This window comes from Pedobacter borealis DSM 19626 (assembly GCF_000708285.2).
In the GTDB taxonomy this organism is placed as follows: Bacteria; Bacteroidota; Bacteroidia; order Sphingobacteriales; family Sphingobacteriaceae; genus Pedobacter; species Pedobacter borealis.
This window is the reverse complement of record NZ_JAUG01000008.1, coordinates 59,861-84,346: the sequence shown is the minus strand read 5'-3', so window position 1 is coordinate 84,346 and position 24,486 is coordinate 59,861. Positions and strand designations below refer to the sequence as shown.

Annotated in this window: 23 protein-coding genes; 21 read left to right on the top strand and 2 right to left on the bottom strand. The window is 39.0% G+C overall.

Annotation, left to right across the window (positions count from 1 at the left end; all coding sequences use genetic code 11):
• Positions 1-10 precede the first annotated feature (10 nt).
• The 14 genes from AW17_RS04200 (at position 11) to AW17_RS04140 (ending at position 9,154) form a co-directional block, all read left to right on the top strand.
• Positions 11-679 (top strand): response regulator, encoded by a 669-nt coding sequence (locus AW17_RS04200; RefSeq protein WP_029274869.1) that lies wholly within the window; start codon positions 11-13, stop codon positions 677-679.
• 248 nt (positions 680-927) lie between these two features.
• On the top strand, positions 928-1,260 hold the full coding sequence (locus tag AW17_RS04195; protein WP_029274868.1) for a YegP family protein: 333 nt from the start codon (positions 928-930) through the stop codon (positions 1,258-1,260).
• A gap of 11 nt (positions 1,261-1,271) precedes the next feature.
• Positions 1,272-2,336 (top strand): type I restriction endonuclease, encoded by a 1,065-nt coding sequence (locus AW17_RS04190; protein ID WP_029274867.1) that lies wholly within the window; start codon positions 1,272-1,274, stop codon positions 2,334-2,336.
• A 184-nt stretch (positions 2,337-2,520) separates the two neighbouring features.
• On the top strand, positions 2,521-2,856 hold the full coding sequence (locus tag AW17_RS04185) for a hypothetical protein (RefSeq protein ID WP_157280205.1): 336 nt from the start codon (positions 2,521-2,523) through the stop codon (positions 2,854-2,856).
• A gap of 184 nt (positions 2,857-3,040) precedes the next feature.
• Positions 3,041-3,247 carry a hypothetical protein gene (locus AW17_RS04180; RefSeq protein ID WP_029274865.1) on the top strand — a complete coding sequence of 69 codons (207 nt, stop codon included), beginning with the start codon at positions 3,041-3,043 and terminating at the stop codon, positions 3,245-3,247.
• Between the two features lie 230 nt (positions 3,248-3,477).
• A complete protein-coding gene (locus AW17_RS04175) occupies positions 3,478-3,858 on the top strand; it encodes a DUF6232 family protein (RefSeq protein WP_029274864.1) in 381 nt (126 codons plus the stop codon).
• A gap of 21 nt (positions 3,859-3,879) precedes the next feature.
• Positions 3,880-4,260 (top strand): DUF6804 family protein, encoded by a 381-nt coding sequence (locus AW17_RS04170; RefSeq protein WP_029274863.1) that lies wholly within the window; start codon positions 3,880-3,882, stop codon positions 4,258-4,260.
• Between the two features lie 36 nt (positions 4,261-4,296).
• A complete protein-coding gene (locus AW17_RS04165) occupies positions 4,297-5,625 on the top strand; it encodes an ABC-2 transporter permease (protein ID WP_051691629.1) in 1,329 nt (442 codons plus the stop codon).
• Positions 5,626-5,635: 10 nt separating this feature from the next.
• The gene (locus AW17_RS04160) at positions 5,636-6,484 is read left to right on the top strand and encodes a hypothetical protein (RefSeq protein WP_029274861.1); all 849 of its coding nucleotides are present in this window, start codon (positions 5,636-5,638) and stop codon (positions 6,482-6,484) included.
• A 76-nt stretch (positions 6,485-6,560) separates the two neighbouring features.
• On the top strand, positions 6,561-6,770 hold the full coding sequence (locus AW17_RS23525; protein WP_083488625.1) for a hypothetical protein: 210 nt from the start codon (positions 6,561-6,563) through the stop codon (positions 6,768-6,770).
• Complete coding sequence (locus AW17_RS04155) at positions 6,752-7,279, top strand: thermonuclease family protein (protein WP_029274860.1); 528 nt, start codon at positions 6,752-6,754, stop codon at positions 7,277-7,279. The genes AW17_RS23525 and AW17_RS04155 overlap by 19 nt, the downstream gene beginning before the upstream one ends.
• A gap of 393 nt (positions 7,280-7,672) precedes the next feature.
• Complete coding sequence (locus AW17_RS04150; protein WP_029274859.1) at positions 7,673-8,023, top strand: hypothetical protein; 351 nt, start codon at positions 7,673-7,675, stop codon at positions 8,021-8,023.
• Positions 8,024-8,110: 87 nt separating this feature from the next.
• Entirely contained in the window at positions 8,111-8,698 is a 588-nt protein-coding gene (locus AW17_RS24595; RefSeq protein ID WP_051691627.1) for a hypothetical protein, read from the top strand.
• Positions 8,699-8,827: 129 nt separating this feature from the next.
• Positions 8,828-9,154 carry a hypothetical protein gene (locus AW17_RS04140; RefSeq protein ID WP_029274857.1) on the top strand — a complete coding sequence of 109 codons (327 nt, stop codon included), beginning with the start codon at positions 8,828-8,830 and terminating at the stop codon, positions 9,152-9,154.
• Positions 9,155-9,473: 319 nt separating this feature from the next.
• Here AW17_RS04140 and AW17_RS04135 read toward each other — a convergent pair whose 3' ends face one another.
• Positions 9,474-10,085: a GIN domain-containing protein gene (locus AW17_RS04135; RefSeq protein ID WP_029274856.1), complete on the bottom strand. Its 612-nt coding sequence runs from the start codon at positions 10,083-10,085 to the stop codon at positions 9,474-9,476.
• A gap of 371 nt (positions 10,086-10,456) precedes the next feature.
• Here AW17_RS04135 and AW17_RS04130 point away from each other — a divergent pair, with 371 nt between their 5' ends.
• The 3 genes from AW17_RS04130 to AW17_RS04120 are packed head-to-tail and all read left to right on the top strand — an operon-like array spanning position 10,457 to position 13,327.
• Positions 10,457-11,314, top strand: coding sequence for a COG1470 family protein (locus tag AW17_RS04130; protein ID WP_029274855.1), 858 nt, complete (start codon positions 10,457-10,459; stop codon positions 11,312-11,314).
• A 26-nt stretch (positions 11,315-11,340) separates the two neighbouring features.
• Positions 11,341-12,354, top strand: coding sequence for an ABC transporter ATP-binding protein (locus AW17_RS04125; protein ID WP_029274854.1), 1,014 nt, complete (start codon positions 11,341-11,343; stop codon positions 12,352-12,354).
• Positions 12,299-13,327, top strand: coding sequence for an ABC transporter permease (locus tag AW17_RS04120; protein ID WP_029274853.1), 1,029 nt, complete (start codon positions 12,299-12,301; stop codon positions 13,325-13,327). Before AW17_RS04125 ends, AW17_RS04120 begins: the two co-directional genes overlap by 56 nt.
• Positions 13,328-13,465: 138 nt before the next feature.
• Here AW17_RS04120 and AW17_RS04115 read toward each other — a convergent pair whose 3' ends face one another.
• On the bottom strand, positions 13,466-13,819 hold the full coding sequence (locus AW17_RS04115; protein WP_029274852.1) for a hypothetical protein: 354 nt from the start codon (positions 13,817-13,819) through the stop codon (positions 13,466-13,468).
• A 679-nt stretch (positions 13,820-14,498) separates the two neighbouring features.
• Between AW17_RS04115 and AW17_RS04110 the strand changes: the two genes are divergently transcribed.
• The 4 genes from AW17_RS04110 (at position 14,499) to AW17_RS04095 (ending at position 24,478) form a co-directional block, all read left to right on the top strand.
• On the top strand, positions 14,499-15,887 hold the full coding sequence (locus AW17_RS04110; RefSeq protein ID WP_209444195.1) for an ATP-binding protein: 1,389 nt from the start codon (positions 14,499-14,501) through the stop codon (positions 15,885-15,887).
• Positions 15,888-16,744: 857 nt separating this feature from the next.
• Entirely contained in the window at positions 16,745-19,846 is a 3,102-nt protein-coding gene (locus AW17_RS04105) for a SusC/RagA family TonB-linked outer membrane protein (protein ID WP_051691626.1), read from the top strand.
• An 11-nt stretch (positions 19,847-19,857) separates the two neighbouring features.
• Positions 19,858-21,570: a RagB/SusD family nutrient uptake outer membrane protein gene (locus AW17_RS04100; protein WP_029274849.1), complete on the top strand. Its 1,713-nt coding sequence runs from the start codon at positions 19,858-19,860 to the stop codon at positions 21,568-21,570.
• A 28-nt stretch (positions 21,571-21,598) separates the two neighbouring features.
• Positions 21,599-24,478 (top strand): SusC/RagA family TonB-linked outer membrane protein, encoded by a 2,880-nt coding sequence (locus AW17_RS04095; RefSeq protein WP_029274848.1) that lies wholly within the window; start codon positions 21,599-21,601, stop codon positions 24,476-24,478.
• The last annotated feature ends 8 nt before the right edge of the window (positions 24,479-24,486 follow it).

Below are 24,486 nucleotides of genomic sequence, written 5' to 3'. Positions count from 1 at the left end.
TAAGAAAATTATGTTTCAAAAAGTATTAATAGCTGAAGATCACGAAGGAATGAATTATTCAATGCAGATAACATTGGAAAATTTAGGCATTAAGCACGATTTCAAAAATTATGTTTTTTACTGCGACGACGCTTTAAGTCGCATCCATAAAGCCAAATCGGAAAACAAACCTTATGAATTATTAATAACAGATTTGTCGTTCAATGAAGATTTCCCAAAACAACAAATAACAGATGGCGCAAGATTAATCAAGGCTGTAAAGGAAGTACAACCTGAAATAAAAGTACTGGTATTTTCTAGTGAGGGGAGATTGTCAGAAGCACAAATTCTCTTTGAAAGTTTGAATATAGATGGCTTTGTTCCAAAAGGACGTGGCGATGTCAAAGATTTGAAATCTGCAATCCAGGCTATTTTTGATAATAAGAGATATATTTCCGCGAATCTCAAGAAAACAATAAGCGAAAAGGTATATAACTTTGAGAAGTTCGACATTGCTATTTTAACGCTGCTAGCTAAAGGGATATCCCAGAAAATGATGCAGGAGCATTTGGAAGACATGGGTATTAAACCTAATAGCTTAAGCAGTATTGAAAAACAGCTAAAAAAAATGAGGGAAGCCCTTGAATTTCAGAACAACCCGCAGCTGATTGCCTATTGCATAGATAGAAAAATCATATAGTTTTCAATTCCATAATTAATCTATGTTTGCAAATTCATCCCGGGCTACAGGTAGCCGGGATTTGTAATCTCCTCTTTTGAGTTCAATTTTAACTAAAATGCTACCGCGTATTTGGCGTTTGGAGCCAATTACCATTATTATGGCGACCAGATCGCTGATAAACTATTAACTATCTAGCCGTTCTACGGTTTCCCGTAAGGATGCACCATATTCCTCCCATACTTTTGAGCAGCTTAAAAAAAACAACTATGGGAAAATTTATCATTACCAAAAGAACAAACGGCGAATACCAGTTTAATCTCGAAGCAGCAAACGGCAGGGTTATCCTCACCAGCGAGGGCTACGCCACAAAAGCTGGCTGCAACAAAGGTATCGAATCGGTAAAAACCAATGCACCAACTGATGCCAGGTACGACAGAAAAATTGCCAAAAACGGAGCCTACTATTTCAATTTAAAAGCTGCAAATGGCGAAATTATCGGTACCAGCCAAATGTATACCACTGCTGATGCCAGAGATAACGGTATCGAATCGGTTAAAGAAAATGCGCCGGATGCATCAGTAAAAGATGAAACCATTTAACACAAAAAGTTATGGATCTTAAACTAAAGTTAGAACAACTTCATCAGCGCGTGGTAGGCTTAAAAGATCAGATCAATACTGAAGAGGCTACGAAAAATGCATTTGTAATGCCCTTTATTCAAATCCTCGGTTACGATATTTTTAACCCTACAGAAGTTATACCCGAGCACATCTGCGATATTGGCACCAAAAAAGGCGAAAAGGTAGATTATGTGATCCGTAAAAACAACGAGCCAATCCTCATTTTCGAATGTAAACACTGGAAAGAAAGTGCCGATGCGCACAACTCTCAGTTGCACCGCTATTACCATGTTTCTAAAGCGCGGTTTGGAGTATTAACCAACGGTACGGTTTACAACTTTTACGCCGATCTGGAAAAACCGAATATTATGGACGAGAAACCATTCTTAACCATCGATATCGAAGACCTGAAAGATAATGCCATTAAAATCCTCGAAAGTTTCACCAAAAACGAATATAATTTAGAAACGATCCTCGATTCGGCTGAAGGTTTAAAATACATCAAAGCCATCAGAAAGGAATTTGAAAAAGAAATAGACAGCCCTTCTGATGAAATGGTGAAACTATTGGTTAACCGTTTTTTTGATAAACCCTTAACCGCAAACCGGATGATTGCTTTTAAAGATTATACCAAAAAAGCCCTTACCATTTCGATCAATGAATCCATCAGCGACCGCTTAAAATCGGCATTGAATATTAACGAGAAAATTGAGAAAAAGGAGGAGGGCAAAGTGATGCCCGTTAATGAAGATCCCGATGCTTCTAAAATCGTAACTACTGAAGAGGAATTAGAAGCCTTCCAGATTGTAAAGGCCATTTTGCGCGAGAAGATTCCATCTGCCAGGATCGCTGCACGGGATACCCAATCTTACTTTGGCGTATTGCTGGATGACAATAACCGTAAACCGATTTGCAGGTTCCATTTTAATACCGTTAACAAGTACATCGAAACTTTCGAGAAGGGAAAAGATGCTGGCGAGAAAAAGCAGCTGTTTAACCTTGATGAGCTTTACGATTACAGAAACCAGTTGCATCAGACTATAGAAAACTACTAATTATCCGCTCATCTCTCAAAAAATGTAGAGGTTGCTTCCGTGTATGTTTTCGAACCAGGCAGGACAACCTCTCATTTTTGCATTAACTACATTCACTCATTCCATCACCCTCACATTCTATATGCTATCATTCCCTTACTGTTAGCCGTAAGGAATGTATTTTTTGCCTGAATACCTTGGCGGTATGAAACACCTCGTTACCCTGCTATTATTAACATGCTCAATGGGCAAGGCCCAGGCACAAAAACAGAAAGTGATCACCTATCAGTTAATGGAACCTGGTTTCAACAACAAAACAATTAAGGGCACCATCAGCGAAGTGTACACCACAAAACGTTATGGCAAAACCTTCTGGTGGGTACGCATAGGCACCGACACCCTAATCCACGTATGGCGCAGGCACCTCGATACGGCAACCATGAAACCAGGTGTAAACCGCGCTTTTTATTCCATTAAACGCCTCGATAATAGCTGGTGGAAGAAAGAAAAATCAGAAGATTATGTGAAGTCGAAGGAATAATTCATTTCATAAAAATCCATATAAACGATTGGCGATTTTGAGTAGGGCTATATGTCTCGCGAGGTCGTCATTTCGACCGCAGTGGAGAAATCTGATTAAAAGAAACTTATAAATTTTGCTTTACGGTTTTCCTTTAGGAAAAGATTTCTTGTCGCTATAGGTTTATAGTCTAAAATAATTTAAGATGAAAAAGTATTATGTAAACAAAAATGCCCAAATTAACGGCGATCATGAAGTTCATGATGAAAACTGTATTTACTTACCTTCTAGTGATAACAGAAAGTATTTGGGAGAATTTTCTTCATGTAAAGGCGCGGTAACAGAAGCGAAAAAAACTTACAGCAAATCAAACGGTTGCAGAACATGTTCTATAGACTGCCACACCACGTAAAACTGATATAGCTTTTAAGTGCTTAAAAATTGAAGGATTGTTTCATGTTCGTTTAAGAAAATGGGGCAATCCTTCTTTAGTGTCTACATTCTCCGCAAAAGCATATAATCAACTGGAAATCAACTTATAATTTTTCTTGAATACTTTGTCTTTTTACGGTTTTCCGTAAGGTATGGGGTTTAGGCTTGTATACTTTTGATCAACAAACTCAAACACCTTATAAACTAAACATGGAAACACAATTACAAAATGAAGTAACGTTTTATCAAGATGTAAATGTTACGGTTACACAATCGAGATATGTTACCCACTCAAAAACATATGCAATGAGGAACATATCCTCAGTTCATATTTTTGAAATTGTAAAAAGTAAAACCCTACCTATTGTGATGGTCATACTCGGTGGCCTGATGCTTCTTTCTGATGCATCAAGGGCTCTAGGCTTTATTTTTCTGGCTATTGGTATATTAATTTTAGTCCTTATTAAAAACGAATTCACAGTCAGAATCAGTACAAATGCGGGAGAAGTGAACAGTATTGTTTCGAAAGACAGATCATATGTTCAGAATATTGTAAACGCACTTAATGATGCAATTGTATTCAGAGGTTAAAACATTCAATCCGCCCTAATTATGAAAGTTTTTCTTGCTATCTGCGCCATCTGCTGTTTCGCAGCCATATTTAAATTGCCCATCGAATATTACACCTTTCTGAGAACAATAGTTTCGCTGGGCGCATTACTGCTGATTTACATCTGGACAAAACAAAAACACTTCCTGTGGGTAATCATTTTTATACTAGTACTTATTCTTTTTAATCCACTATTTCCAATTTACCTGCACCGAAAAAGTATCTGGATCCCGCTTGATGTAATCACCGGACTGCTATTTTTATTAATCGCCTTTTATCCTAAAAAACAACCCGCAAAAAAAGAAGAAAAAGCCGCAGAATTTTTACCCATTCAAAAAGCATACGCCAGAGACCGGATTGTTTCGGCGAAGCGAGAAATATAATCATGAATTAATAAATCAAACTCAAAACTTAACCTTATGATTGCCCAAATAGAAGAATTTTTTAACCAAAAAACAGCTGAAGCGCCTCAAGATGAAAATGTAGAGATTAAGGAGCCTATTACAGAAGAAGTAGAGGAAGTAAGAAAAAGAACTTATCACGAAGCAGGTTTCAGAGATGGATCGCGAAACAGCGGTAGCCCTTTGGCGCTTTCAATATGCCTGAATGCCATTTATGCCAAATTTCAAAACGAAGAAAAAGAGCTGGTAGAAAAACAGCAATTGGCTAAAGAGCCCTATATCAACGAGCAGAAAACAAAGGAAACGGAAATCAAAACCCTTGCCATCAGTGAAGAAAGCAAAAAACAGCAAATCACCCTGGTTGAAACCAATATCAGAAAGGTAAAAGACAATATCGAAGAGTTAAAATTCGAAATTAACGAGCTGGCCAGGGATCCCGAAAAATACCACATCAGCGCTTCAAAAGGTGCCTCAACAAAATTCTGGATCGGTTTAATCATCCTGATGCCTTTAAGCTTATATCTGTTTACCTTTTATATTTCTACCTCTTATTCAGCCTTTTTTAAACCTTTTGATGCCAACAGTACCATCATCATGAATGTGCTCGATTCAAAGGCTTTTTCAAAGGCTTGGCAGGATGGATCGCTAGAAGGTGCTTTTGTAACCTTTATTCCTTTCGTTTTTTTAGGCTTAGGCTATTTAATCCATATGTTTGGCGAAGTTAAAAGTGTGGCAAACTACATTAAAATCGGTCTTCTTTTACTTACCACCTTTGTGTTCGATGCCATTCTGGCCTATCAGATAGAAGAAAAGATTTACGAACTAACCAAAACCTTCGAAACTCCTGCATTTAATCTCCCTATTGCCTTCGGCAAAATCCAATTCTGGGGAATCATATTCGCGGGTTTTGTGGTCTACCTCATCTGGGGCGTAGTGTTCGATTTTATCATGAAAGAACACCGTGAAAAAGACAAAATAAAACATGAGCAGCTCCTCAGAAAAAAAGACATCCAGATCCATCAGGACCGGATAACGGATATCGAAATCCAAAAAGAAAAACTGATCGCAGAACTCAGCGATATCAAAAAACTTTCGCTAGAAGCGCAAGGGCGTGTCGTTACCCTCCAAAGAATTATCGATGCCGTAATTATTCCCACCAAAGAATACGTACTGTATGCCTCTGAGTACATGCAAGGCTGGATTACATTCATTAACGAAAAACTCCGCATTTCACAGCACGAAAAATTTGAACTTCAAAATGAATGCAGGGCCTGTTATGATGAAAACCTTAAAAGTGTTGGCGCCAGTGAAGATTCTCAAAATTCAGTTTACCTATCTACTTTATAAAACCAGCACTATGAAACCGAAATTATTAACCTTTTTATTGATCCCTTTATTAGTTAGTGTTTTCATAAAAGAAAGTAATGCCCAAAACCTGAACATCAGCTTTTTACTCGATTTATCTGATCGAATCGATCCTAAAAGAAACCCTGGCCTTTATCAGCGCGACCTTCAATATATTAAATCCGTAGAAAAGGTTTTTGTAGATCATGTAATGAAAAAGAAGATGCTTCTTTTAAAAGACCAGATGCAAGTATTCTTTAATCCCATTCCTAAAATTACGAACATTGATCAGTTAAGCCAAAAATTAAAGGTTGATTTTAATCCTAAAACGAGCAAAAAGGACTTCCAGAATATAGACAGGGTTTATACCGATAATCCTGCCAAAATTTATCAGTATGCGATTAAAGATGGCAATTACGTTGGCTCCGACATCTGGAGATTCTTCAAAAACAATGTACAGCAGTACTGTATTAAACCGCAACACCGGAATATTCTGGTGATATTAACGGATGGTTACATGTACCACAAAGATAGTAAAATTGAGATACAAGGTAAAAGCTCTTATATCACCCCAGAATTTCTAAGCTTAAAAAAGCTCAACACAGCAAATTACCAAAGTATAATGAAGAAAAACAACCTGGGCTTTATTTCTTTTCCCTATAATTTAAAAGACCTAGAAATTATTGTTTTAGGCATCAATCCTTCTGTTAAAAATCCTTACGAGGAAGATGTAATTAAGCAATATTGGACAGATTGGTTCAAGGCCATGAAGGTGAAGAAATTTGATCTACGAACAACCGATTTGGCTTCTAGCCTAGAGCCTGTAATCAATGATTTCATTCAAGGAAATCATAATCCATAATTATTTCTACATTATCATATTCTGTTTATACACAGATTGTTCATCCTTCATCTTTTTCATAACCCATCCCTCAATCATGAAAATGCTCTCCTTACTCCTCTTTTTCTTTACCAACATTACTTGTAAAGAAAATACAAGCGTGTACATTTGCAATAGTCCTGGCGCTAAAAAATACCACTATACCTCCAGTTGCCGCGGTTTAAGCAATTGCACGTATAAAATTATAAAGATGGATATAGAAAAAGCCAAAAAAGACGGAAAAACATTATGCGGTTGGGAAAAGTAAGTTTATTGGTTTTATTGTTAACGCTCCAGGCTTGTTTCATCCCACCAGGCGAAAGCAAACCACTAATAAGCTACAACCAGCTTGTTTTTACTGCCAAAGTGATCCGCATTGTGGATGGCGATACCATGGAGGTATTATACCAAAACCAGCCCATCAAAATCCGTTTGGCACATATCGATTGTCCTGAGAAAAGAGGATCGCAACCTTTTGGCAATAATGCCAAAAAAGCACTCTCCGATTTGTGTTTCGGGCAAATGGTGAGTGTACAAGGCCAAAAATACGACCGTTATAAAAGGTTAATTGCTGTAGTGATTAACAGCAAAAAACAGGTACTCAACCAGGAAATGATTAAACAAGGCATGGCCTGGCATTATAAAAAATACTCAAGCGATTTGCTTTATGCACAACTCGAAATAACCGCCCGGAAAAACAAAGTAGGTTTGTGGCAGGAAGCAGATGCTGTAGCACCCTGGGCATGGCGGGAAACGAAGCATAGTTTGGCAAAGTAGCAATCGGATGGGCTGCCGGGAACAAATGCCTGTCCGTACTTATCCATGTGCAGTCTGCCCATCTCTCATTAAAGCAGTATGAAACCCGGCAATAAAGCCATCGCCGGCAGGTGCATTTTGGAGCCCAATGCATTACAAAGAATTTAAGAAACATAAGCATATTGAGGAAAATTTGCTGCAAAATGAAGCGAAAACTTGTATTTAGCCGGGTCAATATCTATATTAATAGCGAAATAATTTACAGCCCTGTTAATTGAGCGCGTCCAAAAAAAGATATGAGAATTTTATTGTACATATTGCTTGCAGTAGGCATACTGGGCTGTAAAAATAAAGCAGCCCAGACTTATAGGGTGCCAGATAAAGACAGGTGCAAATTTCACTGTTGCTATAATTATGCTTTATCCGGGTGAGCGGCTCTTGGTCAAGCTAAATAATGAGGTTTTACTGGATACAACCGGCGATGCTTCAGGAAGACTTGACTCCCGTTTATATTTTAAATACCCCAAAAAGATCGGGACAATATCTGTTTCTGCGGTTTATAACGGTACAAAGACATTTAACCGCTATTTTAAAGATACATTATCACTTGTTCCTAAATTAAGCCTGGTTATACCTTTTCCAATGCCAAAGACAACTTGGAAACGTAAAGACGAATCGGATAACCGTGTCCCTATGGAAAGTACCGAGCGCAATATCGTGCTTCTGGATGATACTGCTTATCCTAAACAGAAGAACCTATTGTAGGTGACATTTTGATGGATCTTTTATCGGCTGGAAAACAAATTGACGTATATTTATCGATCTTTTATCCACTCGTTATACTAACGCTCCATGTTCAATTGGCTCTTCGGTAAGAAAAAAACTAAACCTGTTTTATCCAAAGTAGATTATTGGGAGGCATTTGAATTATATGCACTTTTCGATGACCTAGATAGGGTAAAGGCTGTTCTGGAGCATACAGACGATAACCGTATTGATTTTATTGCTTTTAAGGACTGGTTTACAGAAGAACTGGGCGAGCTTGAAAGAGCAAACAATCCTGATTTTTCAAGGGTACGGGAATGGTTTGCGCCAAACGCAGATTGGGATAGCTTGATGGGAAGGCAAGGGTTTGAGCTGGGCAGGTCTGTTTTTAAAAGGGCCGACTGGTGGAAACGCAACCAGGAGTTCGTACCGGGCAGTATTGTTTGGCTAAGTGGAGAATATGGGCTGGTGTTAAAGGATGCCCCTGACGGACTTTACGGACTGGTGAGGTGGGATACAGAAAAAGCGCAGGACACCGAAGACTGGAGGGGACTTTGGGCTACCTTTGTTGCCATGGGCGGAAGGGTGCTGGAGGAATATGAGTTTAAGTTTATCGGGCCAGGTGGCAGCTTAAAAAACGAATACGAAAATGGAAATAGAACACAGGGATTTTGAGGCACTAAAAGTGGAGATTAAATGGTTGTTAAGCCCCCGCTCAAATTGTCTTTTAAGCGAGAGGGTTTGTGCCTGGGTGAGCTGGGGACTAGTAAATAATAATTTACCTTTGCAGATCAACTACCTCAAATGACAAAAGCAGCCCATCGTAAAATACAGTTATTCCTTTTTGCCCTATGCGTATTGATATGTGGGTTTTATTACCATTACTATAAAAGGAACAGGGAACTCGATGTTTACAGGATACAGCTCTGGGCGGAATTGCAAAGCCACTCGATCACTAAGCAAGAATATTGGAGGCTATGGGATCCGAAAATAAAAGAATGGAAAGAATCGTTGAGCAAATGTGAATTACTGGAAACACTTCAGGTTCTTGTGTTTTTACTCAGCGCTGCGAACCTTATTGTGTATTGGCAGTATAAGAAAAGAGTTTTAATGGTAAAAGCAGCTAGTTAAGGCTTTAATGCTTGTGTTCTATCAGTTGGGTGCCGGTTGTTGAAATGCTTCGATAATCATCCTTTTTACCTCATGCCTGATAAAAGCAGAAAGCCGTGCTTGGCTATGATGTGCATCGGGCTTGTAGTGGTACTTGACCTGCCCTACCGGCTAATGAGAAAACGGCTCTTAGCCCGAATGTTAAATGCCGCCTGTAGGTTAGGGCGGCATTTATTAAAGATTAGATGTTATTTACCCACAGCCAATTATTACTTTTAATGTGTTTTGACTGTGGATTTATGAGGAATACGCTCCCCTTTACTACTATTAACCTAAGTTGTTATTTTGCTAAAACCATTGCGTTTTGTTCCGCTTCCATGATGGCCTGAGAAGCATAGGATGCAGATTTAAGGCTGGCAAAGTCTGCTAATTTTACATTTTTCATGTTGCTCGCAACCATTGTACTTTCACCGGCAGTACCATTTAATTTTAATACCGCATCATCTTTAACAATAGTATATAAACTGCCTGCTGTTGTTTTAATTTTCGCTGTAGCGCTCTGGTTCAGAAATAACTGAAGGTATTTTACATCGAAATTATTGCTGGTTACCACAACAGATTGACCATAAGCTTCAATTCTTTCTAAATCTTTTACAGTAATGTTTAGCGTTACCTGACTTGTTTCCAATGAATTGATAAATAAGGTTTTTCCATCAGTTGATACCGAGGTTTTTGAAGCATCGTAATTGCCCGTGCCTGCTACATTTTGTTGATCACCTTGTGTTAAGATAAGCTTCACGTTACCACTTACCCAGATCCTGCTGAATTTTGATAATGAGGAAGTTTTGGTTTCTGCTTTAACTGGCTCAGCGGCAAAAGTTGCCATGGCTGATGAAGTAAATACTACTGCTGTTAATGCTGCTGCGAATAATGTTTTTGCTAAAGTTTTCATATCTTTTATATTGTAGGTTTTTGCTATTGTTTTGTTATTAAGACGCAGCTGCCCATCAAACGTTTCAGGCAAAAACCCAGTATTATACCAGCGTTGGTAACCGCTAGACCAACGCCTGTAATTTCTAGACAAACGCTTATTGATCATCAACAGTTTGATGCAATAGTTTTCGGGGAAACAGGATAAACTTAAAGCGGAGCTTTTGTAACCGGTGTAATGCAGAAAAGCGCCGGCCTGCCTAAGCCGCTAATTGTTAAAAAATGTTAAAGGAATTTGAAAATATTATTTTGTTGTTTTTTTTTGAATCTCCATCAGATAAACAAACAGGAAAGCATTTTTTAGAGCAATTATTTATTTTTTGATTTTAGATCATGTTATCAGCATTACTATTTAACCGTTTTCGCTTATCAGGAAGATTTGCGCTTTTTTTTATCATCTTTTTTGCGCCATCAGTGGCCACTATTGCCCAACCCTTAAACGAAGCCAAGCCTGGCCCATCGGCTTTTACGGCAAAGCTGATTAATATTGAGGCGGCCACGAATGAGGTTTTTAGGTACAGCACCACCCTGCATAACGGAACCAAAAAGCAGGCCATTTACGAGCTGAAGGCAACGCTGCCAGCGGGCTGGGTGGTGAGTTACAAAGTAGAGGGCAGCCAGGTTACCTCGCTTAATATCGATGCAGGCAAAAGCCAGGAAATTGCTGTGGAGATTAATGCCAGTGCAAATGCATCACCTAAAAAATACAATATCCCCCTTAAAGCCGTTTCGACCGATGATACCCTTTTACTTAACCTCGAAGCAGTAGTAAAAGGCTCGTATGGCGTAACCATGAGTACACCGAGCGGAAGGCTGAGTGAAGAGGTGAGCTCGGGCGGGCATAAAGACATACAGCTGGAGGTTAAAAACTCCGGAACACTGGCCCTGAACGATCTGGAGCTGAGCAGTCAGCTGCCAAGTGGCTGGGAAGTGCGTTTTGAGCCGGCCAAGATCAGTAAACTTGAGGCAGGAAAAAGCGTAGCCGTTACCGCTTTTTTAAAAGTTCCCGATAAAACAATAGCCGGAGATTATGCCGCAACCTTTAGCCTTTCGGGTGCCAACGCGAACACACAGCTGGCGTTCCGCATGTTTGTTAAAACTTCATTGCTTTCTGGCTGGATCGGCATCCTGGTGATTGTGCTCGCCATTGGCAGTGTATACTACCTCATCCGCAAGTACGGCAGAAGATAATCCATTCTTTAACAGCACGAAATAAGATGGAACCTATTATACAACTCAGGAACCTAAGCAAACGCTATGGAACCTTTAAGGCGGTTGACGAACTGAACCTGGAAGTATACCGCGGTGAGATTTTTGGATTGCTCGGACCAAACGGTGCGGGCAAAACCACCTCCATATTGATGATGCTTGGGCTAACCGACCCCCATAGCGGCACTGCCCGTGTTTGCGGATATGATGCCACCAAAAACCCTATTGCAGTAAAGCAAAAGGTGGGCTATATGCCAGATAGCGTGGGCTTTTATAACCACATGACGGCCCTCGAAAATTTAATTTATTTAGGGCGGCTGAACAACCTGGACGAAAGCACATTAAAAGACCGGGCCGAAGAAGTACTTAATATAGTGGGGCTTGCCGGCAGCATGGATAAAAAAGCCGGCATTTTTTCGCGGGGCATGAAACAACGGCTGGGTTTGGCCGATGTATTGATCAAAGACCCTGAGGTGATTATTCTCGACGAGCCAACACTCGGCATAGACCCTGCAGGAGTAAAGGAATTTCTAACCTTGATTAAAACCCTGAGCCAGCAGCAGGGCTTAACCGTTTTGCTCTCGTCGCACCACCTGCACCATGTACAACAGGTATGCGATCGTGTGGGCATATTTGTTGGCGGGAAACTGTTGGCCCAGGGCGATATTGCCTCGCTTTCCGCTAACCTTTTCGGCAAAGAAGGAGCGGTTACCACGATTAAAACAGTACACTTAATTGAGCAGCCCTGGCCATTGGAGGCAGAAATGAGGCAATGGGGAGCGCTTACAGAGATCGCCATTTCTGGTGATACGCTGGAGTTTACCACCCAGCATGATATTACCCCGCGCATTGTTCGCCATTTAGTGGAAAAGGGTTACAACATTTTACAGGTAAGCCGTAAGGAGTATGGCCTGGATGAGATCTATCAGAAATATTTTGAAAGTAGTTTTAATGAAAATCTAAATCATGGAAAATCAAGCGGTATCTTTAAGCGCGCTTTCTTCGGGCAGCACAAAAGATAAAAAACATACAGCCCCACCTCAGCCAAACAGGGCCTTTGGCGTAATCATCCGAAAAGAGATTGCCGATCACATCAGGAGCTGGCGCTTTTTGGTATTGGTTGCTTTGGTGCTGTTAACCTTTGTGGCTTCTTTATATGTTTCGGTAAGCAATATCAGAACGACCTTTACCAATACAAACGATCCCGACCATGCTTTTATGTACCTAAAGCTGCTTACATCAACGGATAACACTATGCCGCCTTTCCATGTGCTGCTCAGTTTTCTTGCACCGCTGCTTGGCATTAGCATGGGTTTTGATGCCATTAACTCGGAGCAGAACAACGGCACTTTAACCCGGCTTTTGGCACAGCCGATTTACCGGGACAACCTGCTGCTGGCTAAATTTAGCGGTGCAATACTGATAGTAGGCATGCTTTTTCTTTCACTTACCTTACTGATGATTGGTGGGGGACTGGTGTTAACAGGCGTTAGGTTAGAAGCCCAGGAACTGATCAGAATAATGGGTTTTGTTTTTGTAACGCTTCTTTACGTTGCATTCTATTTAAGTTTATCGATCCTGCTTTCTATTGTTTTTCGGCAACCGGCAACTGCTGCGCTGAGCGCCCTGGGGCTGTGGCTCTTCTTTACCGTTTTTTATCCGATTATCGTTAACCTGATAATAAGGGCCTTTTTACCCGACCCTGCCTACCTTACGCAGGCGCAGGTAATGGGTTACAATGAATTTATCTTAGATATACTGCGGATTGCACCTAACCAGCTTTATACCGATGCGGCCACTACATTATTGATGCCATCGATACGGAGCCTCGGCCCGATGAGCATGGAGCAAATGGCAGGTGCCATTCCCAGTCCGCTGCCGGTAAAAGAGAGCCTGATGATTGTATGGCCCCAGTTAAGCGGGATGATTGCCTCAAGTACCGGTTGTTTTGCCATTGCTTATTACCTTTTTATGCGTAGGGAAATTAGAAGTTAAAGCAGATAACTGTTCTTTATATACTCCCGTTATCCGGTTTTTATGTGGCTAATTTGGAAAAAGAATACCCTGATACATGGAAATTTTTAATTATTATACCCCAATACACGTATTATATACCGAGAGCGTTAATTTAGATTAAAACGAGGACCGTCTATTAGATGGTTCCCGTTTTTCATTTAAAGCTGTTCTGGCAATAAGGGTGTGAATGTTTTTGGTACGGTCTGTAGCAATTGGTGTATAAGCGATATAGGCATTAGTAGCATTTTCATCAAAGGTATCTGAACCTATTGGTATCCTCCCAGGATTACTAAAGGATGCAGCATAGCCCTCACCAGATGCAGCTGTTAAATTACCCATTCCAAAAGCTCTTGGACCAGTAGGAATATTAAGAAAAAATGCTCCTACAGGGGTTACACTCTTTATTGTATTATTGGTTTGTGCTCTAAGTAGAGCTGGGAGGAATATTAGGATTATAAATATTTTTTTCATTAAATAGTTGCAACTTATTAAAGATACTAACAGAGTCACGGTAAAGCGTTGTTTGCAATCTATATCTACTTCTATTTTTGTCTTGAATTCCCTAGAAGTACTGCATTTTTAACTTAGCAGGTTTTGGCACGATTAACTTTGCATAATTTTTATGAAGAAGATAGCGGTCTCCTTCGAACGTTAGATAATATGTTTCCTCTTTAAGGGCACTTGTAGTCTGATGAAAAGATAGGCTCAGTGTAACAGCTGTATCATTTTTATATTGAATTATAATACGATCAAGATCGGGATGCTCCTCAAAAAAAAGAATGGGTAGATCGATCAGGATAGCTTACCTGAAATGCAGCTTTGCGGTCCGTTTGCGCTTGTACATTAACAAAAATGCCAGTTGCAATGATAATTGAAAATAAGATTTTTTTCATCGTCAATATGTTTCTAAATTATGACTGTTTATTTATTACGCTCTAGCAATGTTGCTAGAAACGATTGCTTAATATAAATTTTATTATTACTTATAATATTTGACTACCACAGTATAAAGATCACTCTCGTGTCCAGTTTTAAACCCTTCTTCATCATTCTATTACAATTATTAGTTATATTTACCCTAATTCTGTAACAAAAAAGTAATTAATTAACCCTAATTCTGTGACGAAATTTTCACTAATTAACCCTAATTTTGCAACAACAAGTAGTTTTGGAATTAAAGTTTGTCAAAATGTTCGATAGGATAATATTTACAGCGTTAGAAAAATGGCTTACCAAATCAAATCGTAAGCCATTAGTGATACGAGGCGCTAGACAGGTGGGTAAGACGACCGTTGTTGGACAATTTTCAAAAAAATTTAAGCAGTATATTTATCTCAACCTGGAGCTTGCTGTTGACAGAAAACCTTTTGAAGAGTTCACAACGATCGAATTGCTCGTGCAGTCTTTGTTTTTTATTAAAAATCAGTCACTTACCCAAAGAAACGATACACTTTTGTTTATTGATGAAATACAGGAAGTGCCTGAGGCCTTAAACATTCTACGTTATTTTTATGAAGACCAACCAGGGATTGCGGTAATAGCCGCGGGCAGTATGCTCAAAACTTTATTTGATAAAAACATTAGCTTTCCGGTCGGAAGAGTGGAATATATGGTTTTAAGACCTGTTTCTTTTCCAGAGTTTTTGAGTGCTATGGGTGAGCGGGAAGCGATAAATTATTTACAACAGGTACCCGCACCAACCTTTACACATGATAAACTCATACAGCTATTTCATACCTATGCACTTATAGGGGGAATGCCGGAAGTTATTGCAGCGTATAGTAAAAACAAAGATCTACTGGAATTGTCATCAATATTCGATTCGTTGATTACGGCATATATGGACGATGTTGAGAAATATGCTGGCACAAATGCACAGGCATTACATATAGGTCATGCGATAAGGGCATCATTTGGGCAGGCCGGTCAGCGTATTAAGTTTGAAGGTTTCGGAAATTCGCCCTACCGGTCCAGGGATATGGGAGAAGCATTAAGAACGCTGGAAAAGGCCTTGTTAATCGAGCTCATTTACCCTTCAAGTGATGTAAAATTGCCTTTGCTGCCAGACTATCGGAAATCTCCAAGGCTTCAGGTGCTGGATACTGGAATGCTTAATTATTTTGCTGGTATACAGACAGAGATTTTAGGAACTGATGATTTAAATAAAGTTTATCAAGGGACCTTAATTGAGCACTTGGTTGGTCAAGGGTTATTAGCCACACAGTTTAAATCCTTAAGTGCACTCCATTTTTGGGTACGGGAGAAAAATACTTCAAGTGCGGAGGTGGACTACGTTGTACCTTTTGAAGGGCAACTCATTCCGGTAGAAGTGAAATCAGGAGCTGAAGGTAAATTAAAATCTTTGCATATGTTTATGGATCTGTCCCCACATAATATGGCCATCCGATTTTATGCAGGCTCGCTGCACATTACTGATGCCGTTACCCCTGGCGGCAAGAAATACAAACTATTGAATCTCCCTTATTATCTGGTATCTCAAATCGAGAATTACCTAACCTGGTTCAAAACACAAATCTAGATTAGCAAGTTTACACGAATTTTTCAAAAGATTTAAAATACATTAGTGCATAGCATTTATTATCAAATCTTAGGATCATAGCTGTATATTCGAAAAGTAGTACAGAAAGATTATAATCGAATCCTACGTAAATGGAAAATTTGACTCAAGAACAAATTAATTTGTATAAATCCCTAATCTATGGGCACTATTTTTGGTATTTTTATTGATTTTGAATAAAAATCAAACGTTTGCGCTTAAATAACATTTTAAAGCTCTTACGCAAAACCCTCCAATTTTTGACCTATCAATGAAATTGTGGCAATTACATAATTTATGCTACAAAAAAGCCGATGCTTTAGTGCATTAATTGTCGTTTAGACATTTTTTGTTTTTTATGAAAACTTTCGGGAATGTTTATCTAAAAAATCCAGTCGATTTTTTTATTGGAAAGCGCTGATCTGATTAATCAGATTTATAACTAGTAAGTATTTTAAACAAACGTTTGTCCTTAAAAAAATAAAAATCCACCTTTCTTAAGTTATATCTTGTATTGATAAATAAGGGTCAGATACTTGTTTATGCTAACTAACCAATTTCTTGTTTAACAAGGAGCAGAGTCGCTAACCAGAATAATAACTAAAACACAAAACTAATCATCTCTTAGTAAAGAATTTTGCTAAGAAATCTATCAACCTAAATATATACTATGATCAAAAACTTTACTTTTTGTCACTAGGCTTTTTTATGCCTTAACTGCCCAAATTCGATGTAATACTTACAGAGAATTAACAAACCGAGCTTATTCTTTAAACACTAAAACTTAAAAACTAATGTATGTGAAAACTCTACGTTCAGCATGTTTATTAACTATCTGCATGCTTAATCTTGTAAGTTTCAATTCCATTGCCTCCACTGCTGAGGTTTCTGGCTTACTTGGCAACTTACACGTATTGAAAAAGGCAAAACCGTCTTTATTCAGGAAATTTAAAATTGATGTAAATGGCAAAGTACTTGATGAAACCGGAGTAGGTTTGCCAGGCGTTTCTGTAAAAGTTAAAGGCACTAATATTGGCACCTTTACCGATAACAATGGGAATTTCTCCCTTAAAAATGTAGACGATAATGCTACTTTAATTATTATTTATGTTGGCTATACACCAAAAGAAGTTAATGTAAATGGCAAAACAGCATTAAATATCCGCTTAGTGCCACAAAGCAATGATCTGTCAGACGTTGTAGTAATTGGATACGGCTCGCAAAAGAAAGTGAGCGTAACAGCTGCAGTATCAACCGTTACCAACAAACAATTATTGCAAACTCCTGTTGCCAACATTTCGAATGCTTTGGTAGGGCGAATGCCAGGGTTGGTTGCCCAGCAAACTTCCGGACAGCCAGGGCTTGATGGTTCTACCTTATTGATCAGGGGAAGGTCTACACTGAATAGTACAGCTCCTTTAATTTTGGTTGATGGTGTAGAAAGGCCGCTAAATAGTATCAGTGCTTATGAGGTAGAAACCATTTCAATTTTAAAAGATGCATCGGCAACAGCTGTATATGGTGTTAGGGGTGCAAATGGTGTAATGCTGGTAACCACAAAACGTGGTTTAGAGGGCAGGGCTAAAGTAAGTATTACTTACCACACCGATATTCAGGAAGTTACACGTATGCCTAAGTTTTTAAATTCATACGATTTTGCAACTTTAATGAATGAGGCTCTTGCAAACGAAGGTAAATCACCATTGTATAATCAAACGGCTTTAGATGCTTATAAAAATCATACTGACCCTTATTTATATCCGGATGTTGATTACGTAGACGAATTTTTAAAGCCTTTTGCACCTCAGCAAGTATTTAACGCAAATGCAAGTGGAGGTACAAAATTTGTTAAATATTTTGTAAGTGGCGGTTATCTCTACCAGGGAGGCTTGTTTAACCATACCAAAGATAAAGCTGTTGATGCCAGTATTGATTATAGCCGATTCAATTTCAGGTCGAATGTTGATTTAAATGTAAATAAAGATTTACTCTTAAAAGTAAATCTGGCAGCCAGATCAGAAGTAACCAATGTACCGCGTCCCGGTGTTTCGCGCTTATTCAGTTTATTAATGCGTACTCCACCAAATAATGGACCTTTATTAAACCCTGATGGCACTTATGGTGCAGGCCCAAGTTTAACCGATAATGTTTTGGTCGAATTTTCTGATTATGGCTTTCAAAAAGATTATACCAACTTAATAGAAGGAACAGTAGAAGGCAGGTACAGTTTAGATGCTTTACTTAAAGGATTAAGTGTAAATTCTAAACTTGCCTTTACAAACCACTATAAGCAGCGTATAGAGCGCTTTAGGAGCGATTATGCCAGGTACCAACTTACAGGTAAAGATGCAAACGGTAATTATACCTATGGTGCACGTATAGGTAATGAGCAACCGATATTAAGTTATGCACAAAGTTTTATTTCTGATGCAGATAATTCATATAGGGATGTTTATTTCGAAGGTGCATTAAATTATCAAAATTCTTTTGGCAAGAGTAATGTAAGTGGTCTTGTACTTTTTAACAAAAGTAGAAAAACATTAAACAGGGCAGGAACTGCTGCAATTCCCGATTGGCCATTTTCGTATCAGGGCGTAGTTGCCCGCTTAACTTACGGCTGGAACGACCGTTATCTGGCAGAGGTGAATATGGGCTACAACGGTTCAGAGCAATTCCCTGATGGGGCGAAATACGGTTTTTTCCCATCAGTTTCCGCAGGTTGGGTAATCAGCAATGAGCCTTTTATGCAAAATTTTAAAGCCATCAGCTTTTTAAAACTAAGGGGATCTTATGGGCAGGTAGGTAATGATAAACTCAATTCGGGCGTTCGCTTTTTATACATCGATAATGCTTATACCTCAAGCGGTGGTTATGCCTTTGGATTAACCAATAACGTTAATCCTGGAGGTATTTTAGAAAGTGCTTTTGGTAATAAGTACGTACAGTGGGAGAAAGCAAATAAATCGAACATTGCTTTAGAATCTAAATTTTTAAAAGACCGCATCACTTTTAACGTGGATGTATTCTACGAAAAAAGAAATAATATCTTAGTAACACCAGGTACTATACCCGCTACAGTTGGTGCAGCTTTACCAGCAGTAAATTTAGGGATAGTTGAAAATAAAGGATATGAAGTCGAATTAAACTATCAGGATAAAGCAGGTGCGCTAAATTATTTCGTAAATACAAACGTTTCCTATACGGTAAACAAATTATTATTTAGGGATGAGGTAGATGCAAAGTACCCTTGGATGCGTGATACGGGCAAACCGCTTGGAATGAACAGAGGTTTACAAACTGCGGGGTTCTTTAATTCGCAGGCAGAAATTGATGCCTGGCCAAAATCGAGTTACGATCCGGGGCCTTTAGGTAAAATTCAACCAGGTGATTTCAAATATATTGATCAGAATGGTGATGGTATTATTGATGATTTTGACCGGGTACAACTAAGAAATCCAACGTTGCCAAGATATATTTTTGGATTAAACTTAGGCGCGAGTTATAAAGGCTTCGATTTTACTGCAGCTTTTCAAGGCGCAGATCAGGCTTCGATGTTAGTGAGTTTAGAAGCAGCTTACGAGTTTTTTAATACAGGTAAGGTTATGGATATCCATATGGGCAGGTGGACCCCCTCGACTGCTGCAACAGCTACTTATCCACGCCTGTCTTCATCATCAGGAAGTGGACACAATTATCAGCAAAACGACTTTTGGGTTAAAGACGCAAGTTATGTGCGCTTTAAGCAGGCAGAGATAGGCTATACCTTTTCTTCAGAATGGCTTAAAAAAGTTAAAATGAGTATGCTCCGTGTATACTTAAACGGCTCAAACCTTTACACTTGGAGTAAAATCAAGTACCTGGATCCCGAGAACAGAAATACCAGAGCGTGGTATTATCCGCAACAAAGAGTTTGGAGTGCAGGTGTTAATGTTACATTTTAAAGATTGCAATCATGAAAAAAAACATAAAAATATACTTGATGGTTGGGGCATTGGTAGCTGGCTTAACCGCTTGCCAGAAACGCGATTTCCTGGCTCCGCCACCAATAACGGTAGCGTTGGATTTACAGAAAACCTTTAGCGACGAAATTAATACCAGTAAATTTTTAGCAAACTGCTATGCTCCGCTTACAGGTGGTTTGGATGATTTTGGTAATGGACAGAACTTTGCACAACTCTCAGATGAGGCAGAAGCCGGACCAGCTTATTTAGCTACAAACGGAGCAAATTTCGGGGCTGTTGATGCAACCAATAATCTAGACAATGTTTATTCGGCGATGTACACCAACATCAGACGTACTAATGTGCTAATTGCCAATGCCAATTTAATGACATTTACGCCAAGCAGCAAAGCCAAATTTGTTGCAGAAGCACGGTTTTTAAGGGCATTTTACTATTTCGAATTGGTGAAAAGAATTGGTGGAGTACCGTTATTGACATCTGCAGTAACTTTTGAAGAACTTAAAGATGCAGCTGCTCAGCAGGCTTACAAAGATGCTTTGAAAAGAGCTTCTTTTGCAGATTGTGTAGATTTTATTGTAAAAGAATTAACCGCTGCCGAAACAGATTTACCCTGGGCACCTGCGAGCGACAATGACAGGGGAAGAGCTACAGCTGCCGCGTGCGTGGCGCTAAAAGCTAAAACGCTCTTATACGCAGCCAGCAAATTATTCAACAATGAAACGCCAGCGCCTGCTGGCCAACCTGGAAGTATGTCGAGACCTGACATAGGTTATACCAGCTACGATAAGAATAGGTGGAAACTTGCCGCTGACGCCTGCAGGGATTTCCTGGCTAAAAATACAGCAAATGGAAACTGGTATACACTGTATGCCGGTGGTTACGATAAACTTTTTACCGAATCGAGAGATGCAGCTAACCATGAATTAATCTGGTACCGCCAATCAATGGATAATGGAGCTATCTATTCCAACCCGGGAGGTAGGCTGGCCGGTTATGCCCATAATCAGATATTGGTAAACCTGGTTGATAAATACGAAATGCTGAATGGAAAAACCAAGGATGAGGCGGGCTCAGGTTATGATGAACAACAGTGGTGGGTTAACCGGGATCCGAGATTGGCGTTTACAGTGCTCAAAAATGACGATACTTTTAAAGGATATAAGATGGAATTCTGGTCGAACCAGGGTGGTGTTGCACAAGGACAAGATTATCAGGACACCTATAAAACATCCCTTTTCTTTAAAAAGTTTCAGCGCCAAGATGCCAATACTGGTGTGCAGAAATGGCATTATTTGAGGCTAGCTGATATTTATTTAATGCTGGCTGAAGCTGAAAATGAATTTAATGGACCTGGCGATGCTTACCAATATATCAATATTGTACGCAAACGTGCTGGAGTAAACATGCCTGATTTAGCTATAGGTTTAACACAGTTACAAATGCGTGAGAAAATCAGAAATGAACGAGCTGTAGAATTTGCATTAGAAGCACAGCGCTATTATGATGTGCGCAGGTGGATGATTGCCGAAAATATTGATAACGGACCTGTATATGGTTTTAAGGTTACCAGAATTGGAGGAGTGATCAAACACGAACGTTATGTAATTGAGAACCGTATTTTTCAGAAAAGGATGTATTTAGCAGCCATTCCTATTGCAGAAGTGTATAAAGGAACAGCCGTTGAGCAAAATCCAGGCTATTAATTTCATTTAAATTTAATTAGAAGAAAACATGAAATTTAAAATTCATTATAAATACATCATCGGTTCTTTAACTGTTTTTTTAGGCTTTTTAGGTCAGGAAGCATTTGCACAAAATGTTAACAACACTAAATTAGACAGCCTTAAGAAAATCAAGTTAAAAGGAGATACCATTAATTTACCCTATAATTTAAAGGTAAATAGAAAATATTATGCAGGTGCAGCGAGTTTCATCACAGGTGAGGATATGTCGCTTTTTAGATATGCAAACAATTCGAATATGTTGGCCGGCCGAGTTGCAGGCTTAACTACAAATATGAATAGTGAAGAGCCTGGTTATGATGGCAGCAGTTTGTTCATACGCGGATTCTCAACTTATAATAGCTCAAGCCCTAATATCATTGTAGATAATGCGCCGGTAGGCTTTGCTCAGTTAGATCCATTAGAAATAGATCAGCTAGTTGTGCTTAAAGATGCGGCTGCAAATGCCATTTATGGTTTGAGAGGTGCAAACAAGAATATTTTGGTTACAACTAAAAGGGGAGTAGCCTATCAAAACAGTATTAAGTTTTATTCGCAATTTGGCATTTTAGTACCTTCGAAAGCTCCAACCTATTTAGGTGCGCAGACCTACATGAAACTTTACAATGAAGCATTGGTTAATGACGGTAGAGCCGAACGTTACAGCGCTGCACAAATTGGCCAGTACGATAATCCAAACAGAGATCAGGAATTGTATCCTGATGTAAATTGGAACGAAGAACTCGTAGCAAAGCAGGCTATTCAGCAAAAGTATAATCTGACATTTTCAGGAGGTACAAAAGATGTGCGGTATTTTGTACTAGCTGGGTATATGGACCAAAGAGGTTTTTTAAAGTATAATGATTTAAGTGAAGAATCACTTGGATTTAACACCAATACCAATTTCAAAAGGTATAATTTCCGTACCAATCTGGATATAGATATCAATTCTACTTTAACGGTAGGCTTAGATTTAGCAGGTAGGTTGGAAACAAAAAATTTCCCTGGTACTGCTACTTCTACTATTTATAATAATATCTCTACTTATCCTTCAAATTTGTTCCCAATGCTTTATGCAGATGGCAAAATTGGAGGCTTTAATGAAAGCGGATTAAACTATACGAGAAATCCTTATGGTTTAATTACCAGAACAGGAAATATAGTAGAAGTACACCGCAATTTGTTTGGTACTATCCGACTAGCTCAAAAGCTAGATATGATTACAAAGGGGCTAAGTGTAACCGGTGCATTTTCTTATTATAATTTTAATCAAAACTCAGAAGGTTCAACTTTTGGTGCTCCTGCTTCAGATTTTCAAGTTTACAATAAAAAAGCCGATGGTACTTATGCCCGTTTTAATAGCGATGGCCTCTATTCTGCTACTGGAAGATCTCAAACACAAGATAGAATGAATACCGCCTGGGGTAAGTTAGATTATCAAAATAACTTTGGCGAAGATCATGAACTAAACTCAAGCATTGGTTTTTCTCAATCTATCCAAACACCAGCCGGTAACGACTTTCCTTATGTATCGCAAGGTTTTTTTGCAAATGCCCACTATATCTTCAAAAAGAAATATGTGGCCCAACTTAATATTGGCTATAATGGTAGCGAAAATTTGGCGCCTAATAAGCGTTATGGTTTTTTTCCGGCCGTTGCTGCTGCCTGGTTAATTAATGAGGAAGATTTTCTTAAAAATAGCAGCATAGATTTGCTTAAGATTAGAGCATCATACGGTTTAACTGGGAATTCGGATTTTGGCTTTCTGGGCACTACATTCGGAAGTTTATTTAGATATCTCTATGCTGATGGTTACGGTACGGGTACTTCTTATGTTTTTGGACGTAATCCTGGTACTTTAACCGGTCGGGCTGAAGGTTTGTTATCCAATCCGGATATCACCTGGGAAACCGCTAAAACAGCAAATCTAGGTGTCGACTTTGCTTTCTTAAACAGCAAACTTACCGGTAGTGTTGATTTCTTTTACGAAAAAAGAGATAACATTCTGGCATTTCCTGGTTCGGTTTCAAGGGTAATCGGTGCATCTTTTAAACCCTTAAATATTGGCGTCGTAAATAATAAAGGCTTCGATATGGAATTGTCTTATCAGGATATAATTGGCGATTTTGCTTATTCTGTACGGGGAATAGCCACCTATGCAAAAAATAAAATTGTTTACAACGACGAGCAGGCAACACCATACGATTACCTTAAACGTACTGGTTTATCGAGTGGAACGGTATTCGGTTTACAGCAAATTGGTTTTTTTGCAAACCAGGCTGATATAGATAACAGCCCTAAACAAACTTTTAGTGCTGTAAAACCAGGCGATTTTAAATACAAAGATCAAAATGGGGATAAAGTAATCGATCAGTTTGATGAAGTAGCCTTGGGAGCTCCGTTTATCAGTAACCTTTCTTATGGCGCACAGGCTGGACTAAGATTTAAAAATGTCGATTTAATGGTTTGGTTTCAGGGAGCTGGCGATAGGTCGGTCAATATTATGAATGCAGCAACTTCTGGTTTTGCTAATGGAAGTAAACCGTCTGATTTTGCATCAAATAGATGGACGCCTGCAACAGCGGCAACAGCAGATTTTCCGCGACTTTCAATAGATGGCCGGACCAGCGATAACAACTATAGAAATAATGATTTCTGGATCAGAAATGGGAAATACCTTAAATTAAAGAATATTGAAATCGGTTATAACTTCCAGCAGAATGTTTTAAAACATGTTAAAATTTCTAACGCACGTTTCTTTATTAGTGCTAACAATTTATATACATGGTCAGATCTGCCAGATTTTATAGATCCAGAATTTTTGGGTGCCGGGATTAATTCAGCGCCAAGAACGAAATCATTTCAGGTAGGTTTAAATATTGAATTATAATTTTAACA

Coding starts and splice junctions, on each gene's coding strand:
- AW17_RS04200 (WP_029274869.1), top strand. CDS start 11: ATGTTTCAAAAAGTATTAATAGCTGAAGATCACGAAGGAATGAATTAT.
- AW17_RS04195 (WP_029274868.1), top strand. CDS start 928: ATGGGAAAATTTATCATTACCAAAAGAACAAACGGCGAATACCAGTTT.
- AW17_RS04190 (WP_029274867.1), top strand. CDS start 1,272: ATGGATCTTAAACTAAAGTTAGAACAACTTCATCAGCGCGTGGTAGGC.
- AW17_RS04185 (WP_157280205.1), top strand. CDS start 2,521: ATGAAACACCTCGTTACCCTGCTATTATTAACATGCTCAATGGGCAAG.
- AW17_RS04180 (WP_029274865.1), top strand. CDS start 3,041: ATGAAAAAGTATTATGTAAACAAAAATGCCCAAATTAACGGCGATCAT.
- AW17_RS04175 (WP_029274864.1), top strand. CDS start 3,478: ATGGAAACACAATTACAAAATGAAGTAACGTTTTATCAAGATGTAAAT.
- AW17_RS04170 (WP_029274863.1), top strand. CDS start 3,880: ATGAAAGTTTTTCTTGCTATCTGCGCCATCTGCTGTTTCGCAGCCATA.
- AW17_RS04165 (WP_051691629.1), top strand. CDS start 4,297: ATGATTGCCCAAATAGAAGAATTTTTTAACCAAAAAACAGCTGAAGCG.
- AW17_RS04160 (WP_029274861.1), top strand. CDS start 5,636: ATGAAACCGAAATTATTAACCTTTTTATTGATCCCTTTATTAGTTAGT.
- AW17_RS23525 (WP_083488625.1), top strand. CDS start 6,561: ATGAAAATGCTCTCCTTACTCCTCTTTTTCTTTACCAACATTACTTGT.
- AW17_RS04155 (WP_029274860.1), top strand. CDS start 6,752: ATGCGGTTGGGAAAAGTAAGTTTATTGGTTTTATTGTTAACGCTCCAG.
- AW17_RS04150 (WP_029274859.1), top strand. CDS start 7,673: ATGCTTTATCCGGGTGAGCGGCTCTTGGTCAAGCTAAATAATGAGGTT.
- AW17_RS24595 (WP_051691627.1), top strand. CDS start 8,111: ATGTTCAATTGGCTCTTCGGTAAGAAAAAAACTAAACCTGTTTTATCC.
- AW17_RS04140 (WP_029274857.1), top strand. CDS start 8,828: ATGACAAAAGCAGCCCATCGTAAAATACAGTTATTCCTTTTTGCCCTA.
- AW17_RS04135 (WP_029274856.1), bottom strand. CDS start 10,085: ATGAAAACTTTAGCAAAAACATTATTCGCAGCAGCATTAACAGCAGTA.
- AW17_RS04130 (WP_029274855.1), top strand. CDS start 10,457: ATGTTATCAGCATTACTATTTAACCGTTTTCGCTTATCAGGAAGATTT.
- AW17_RS04125 (WP_029274854.1), top strand. CDS start 11,341: ATGGAACCTATTATACAACTCAGGAACCTAAGCAAACGCTATGGAACC.
- AW17_RS04120 (WP_029274853.1), top strand. CDS start 12,299: ATGGAAAATCAAGCGGTATCTTTAAGCGCGCTTTCTTCGGGCAGCACA.
- AW17_RS04115 (WP_029274852.1), bottom strand. CDS start 13,819: ATGAAAAAAATATTTATAATCCTAATATTCCTCCCAGCTCTACTTAGA.
- AW17_RS04105 (WP_051691626.1), top strand. CDS start 16,745: ATGCTTAATCTTGTAAGTTTCAATTCCATTGCCTCCACTGCTGAGGTT.
- AW17_RS04100 (WP_029274849.1), top strand. CDS start 19,858: ATGAAAAAAAACATAAAAATATACTTGATGGTTGGGGCATTGGTAGCT.
- AW17_RS04095 (WP_029274848.1), top strand. CDS start 21,599: ATGAAATTTAAAATTCATTATAAATACATCATCGGTTCTTTAACTGTT.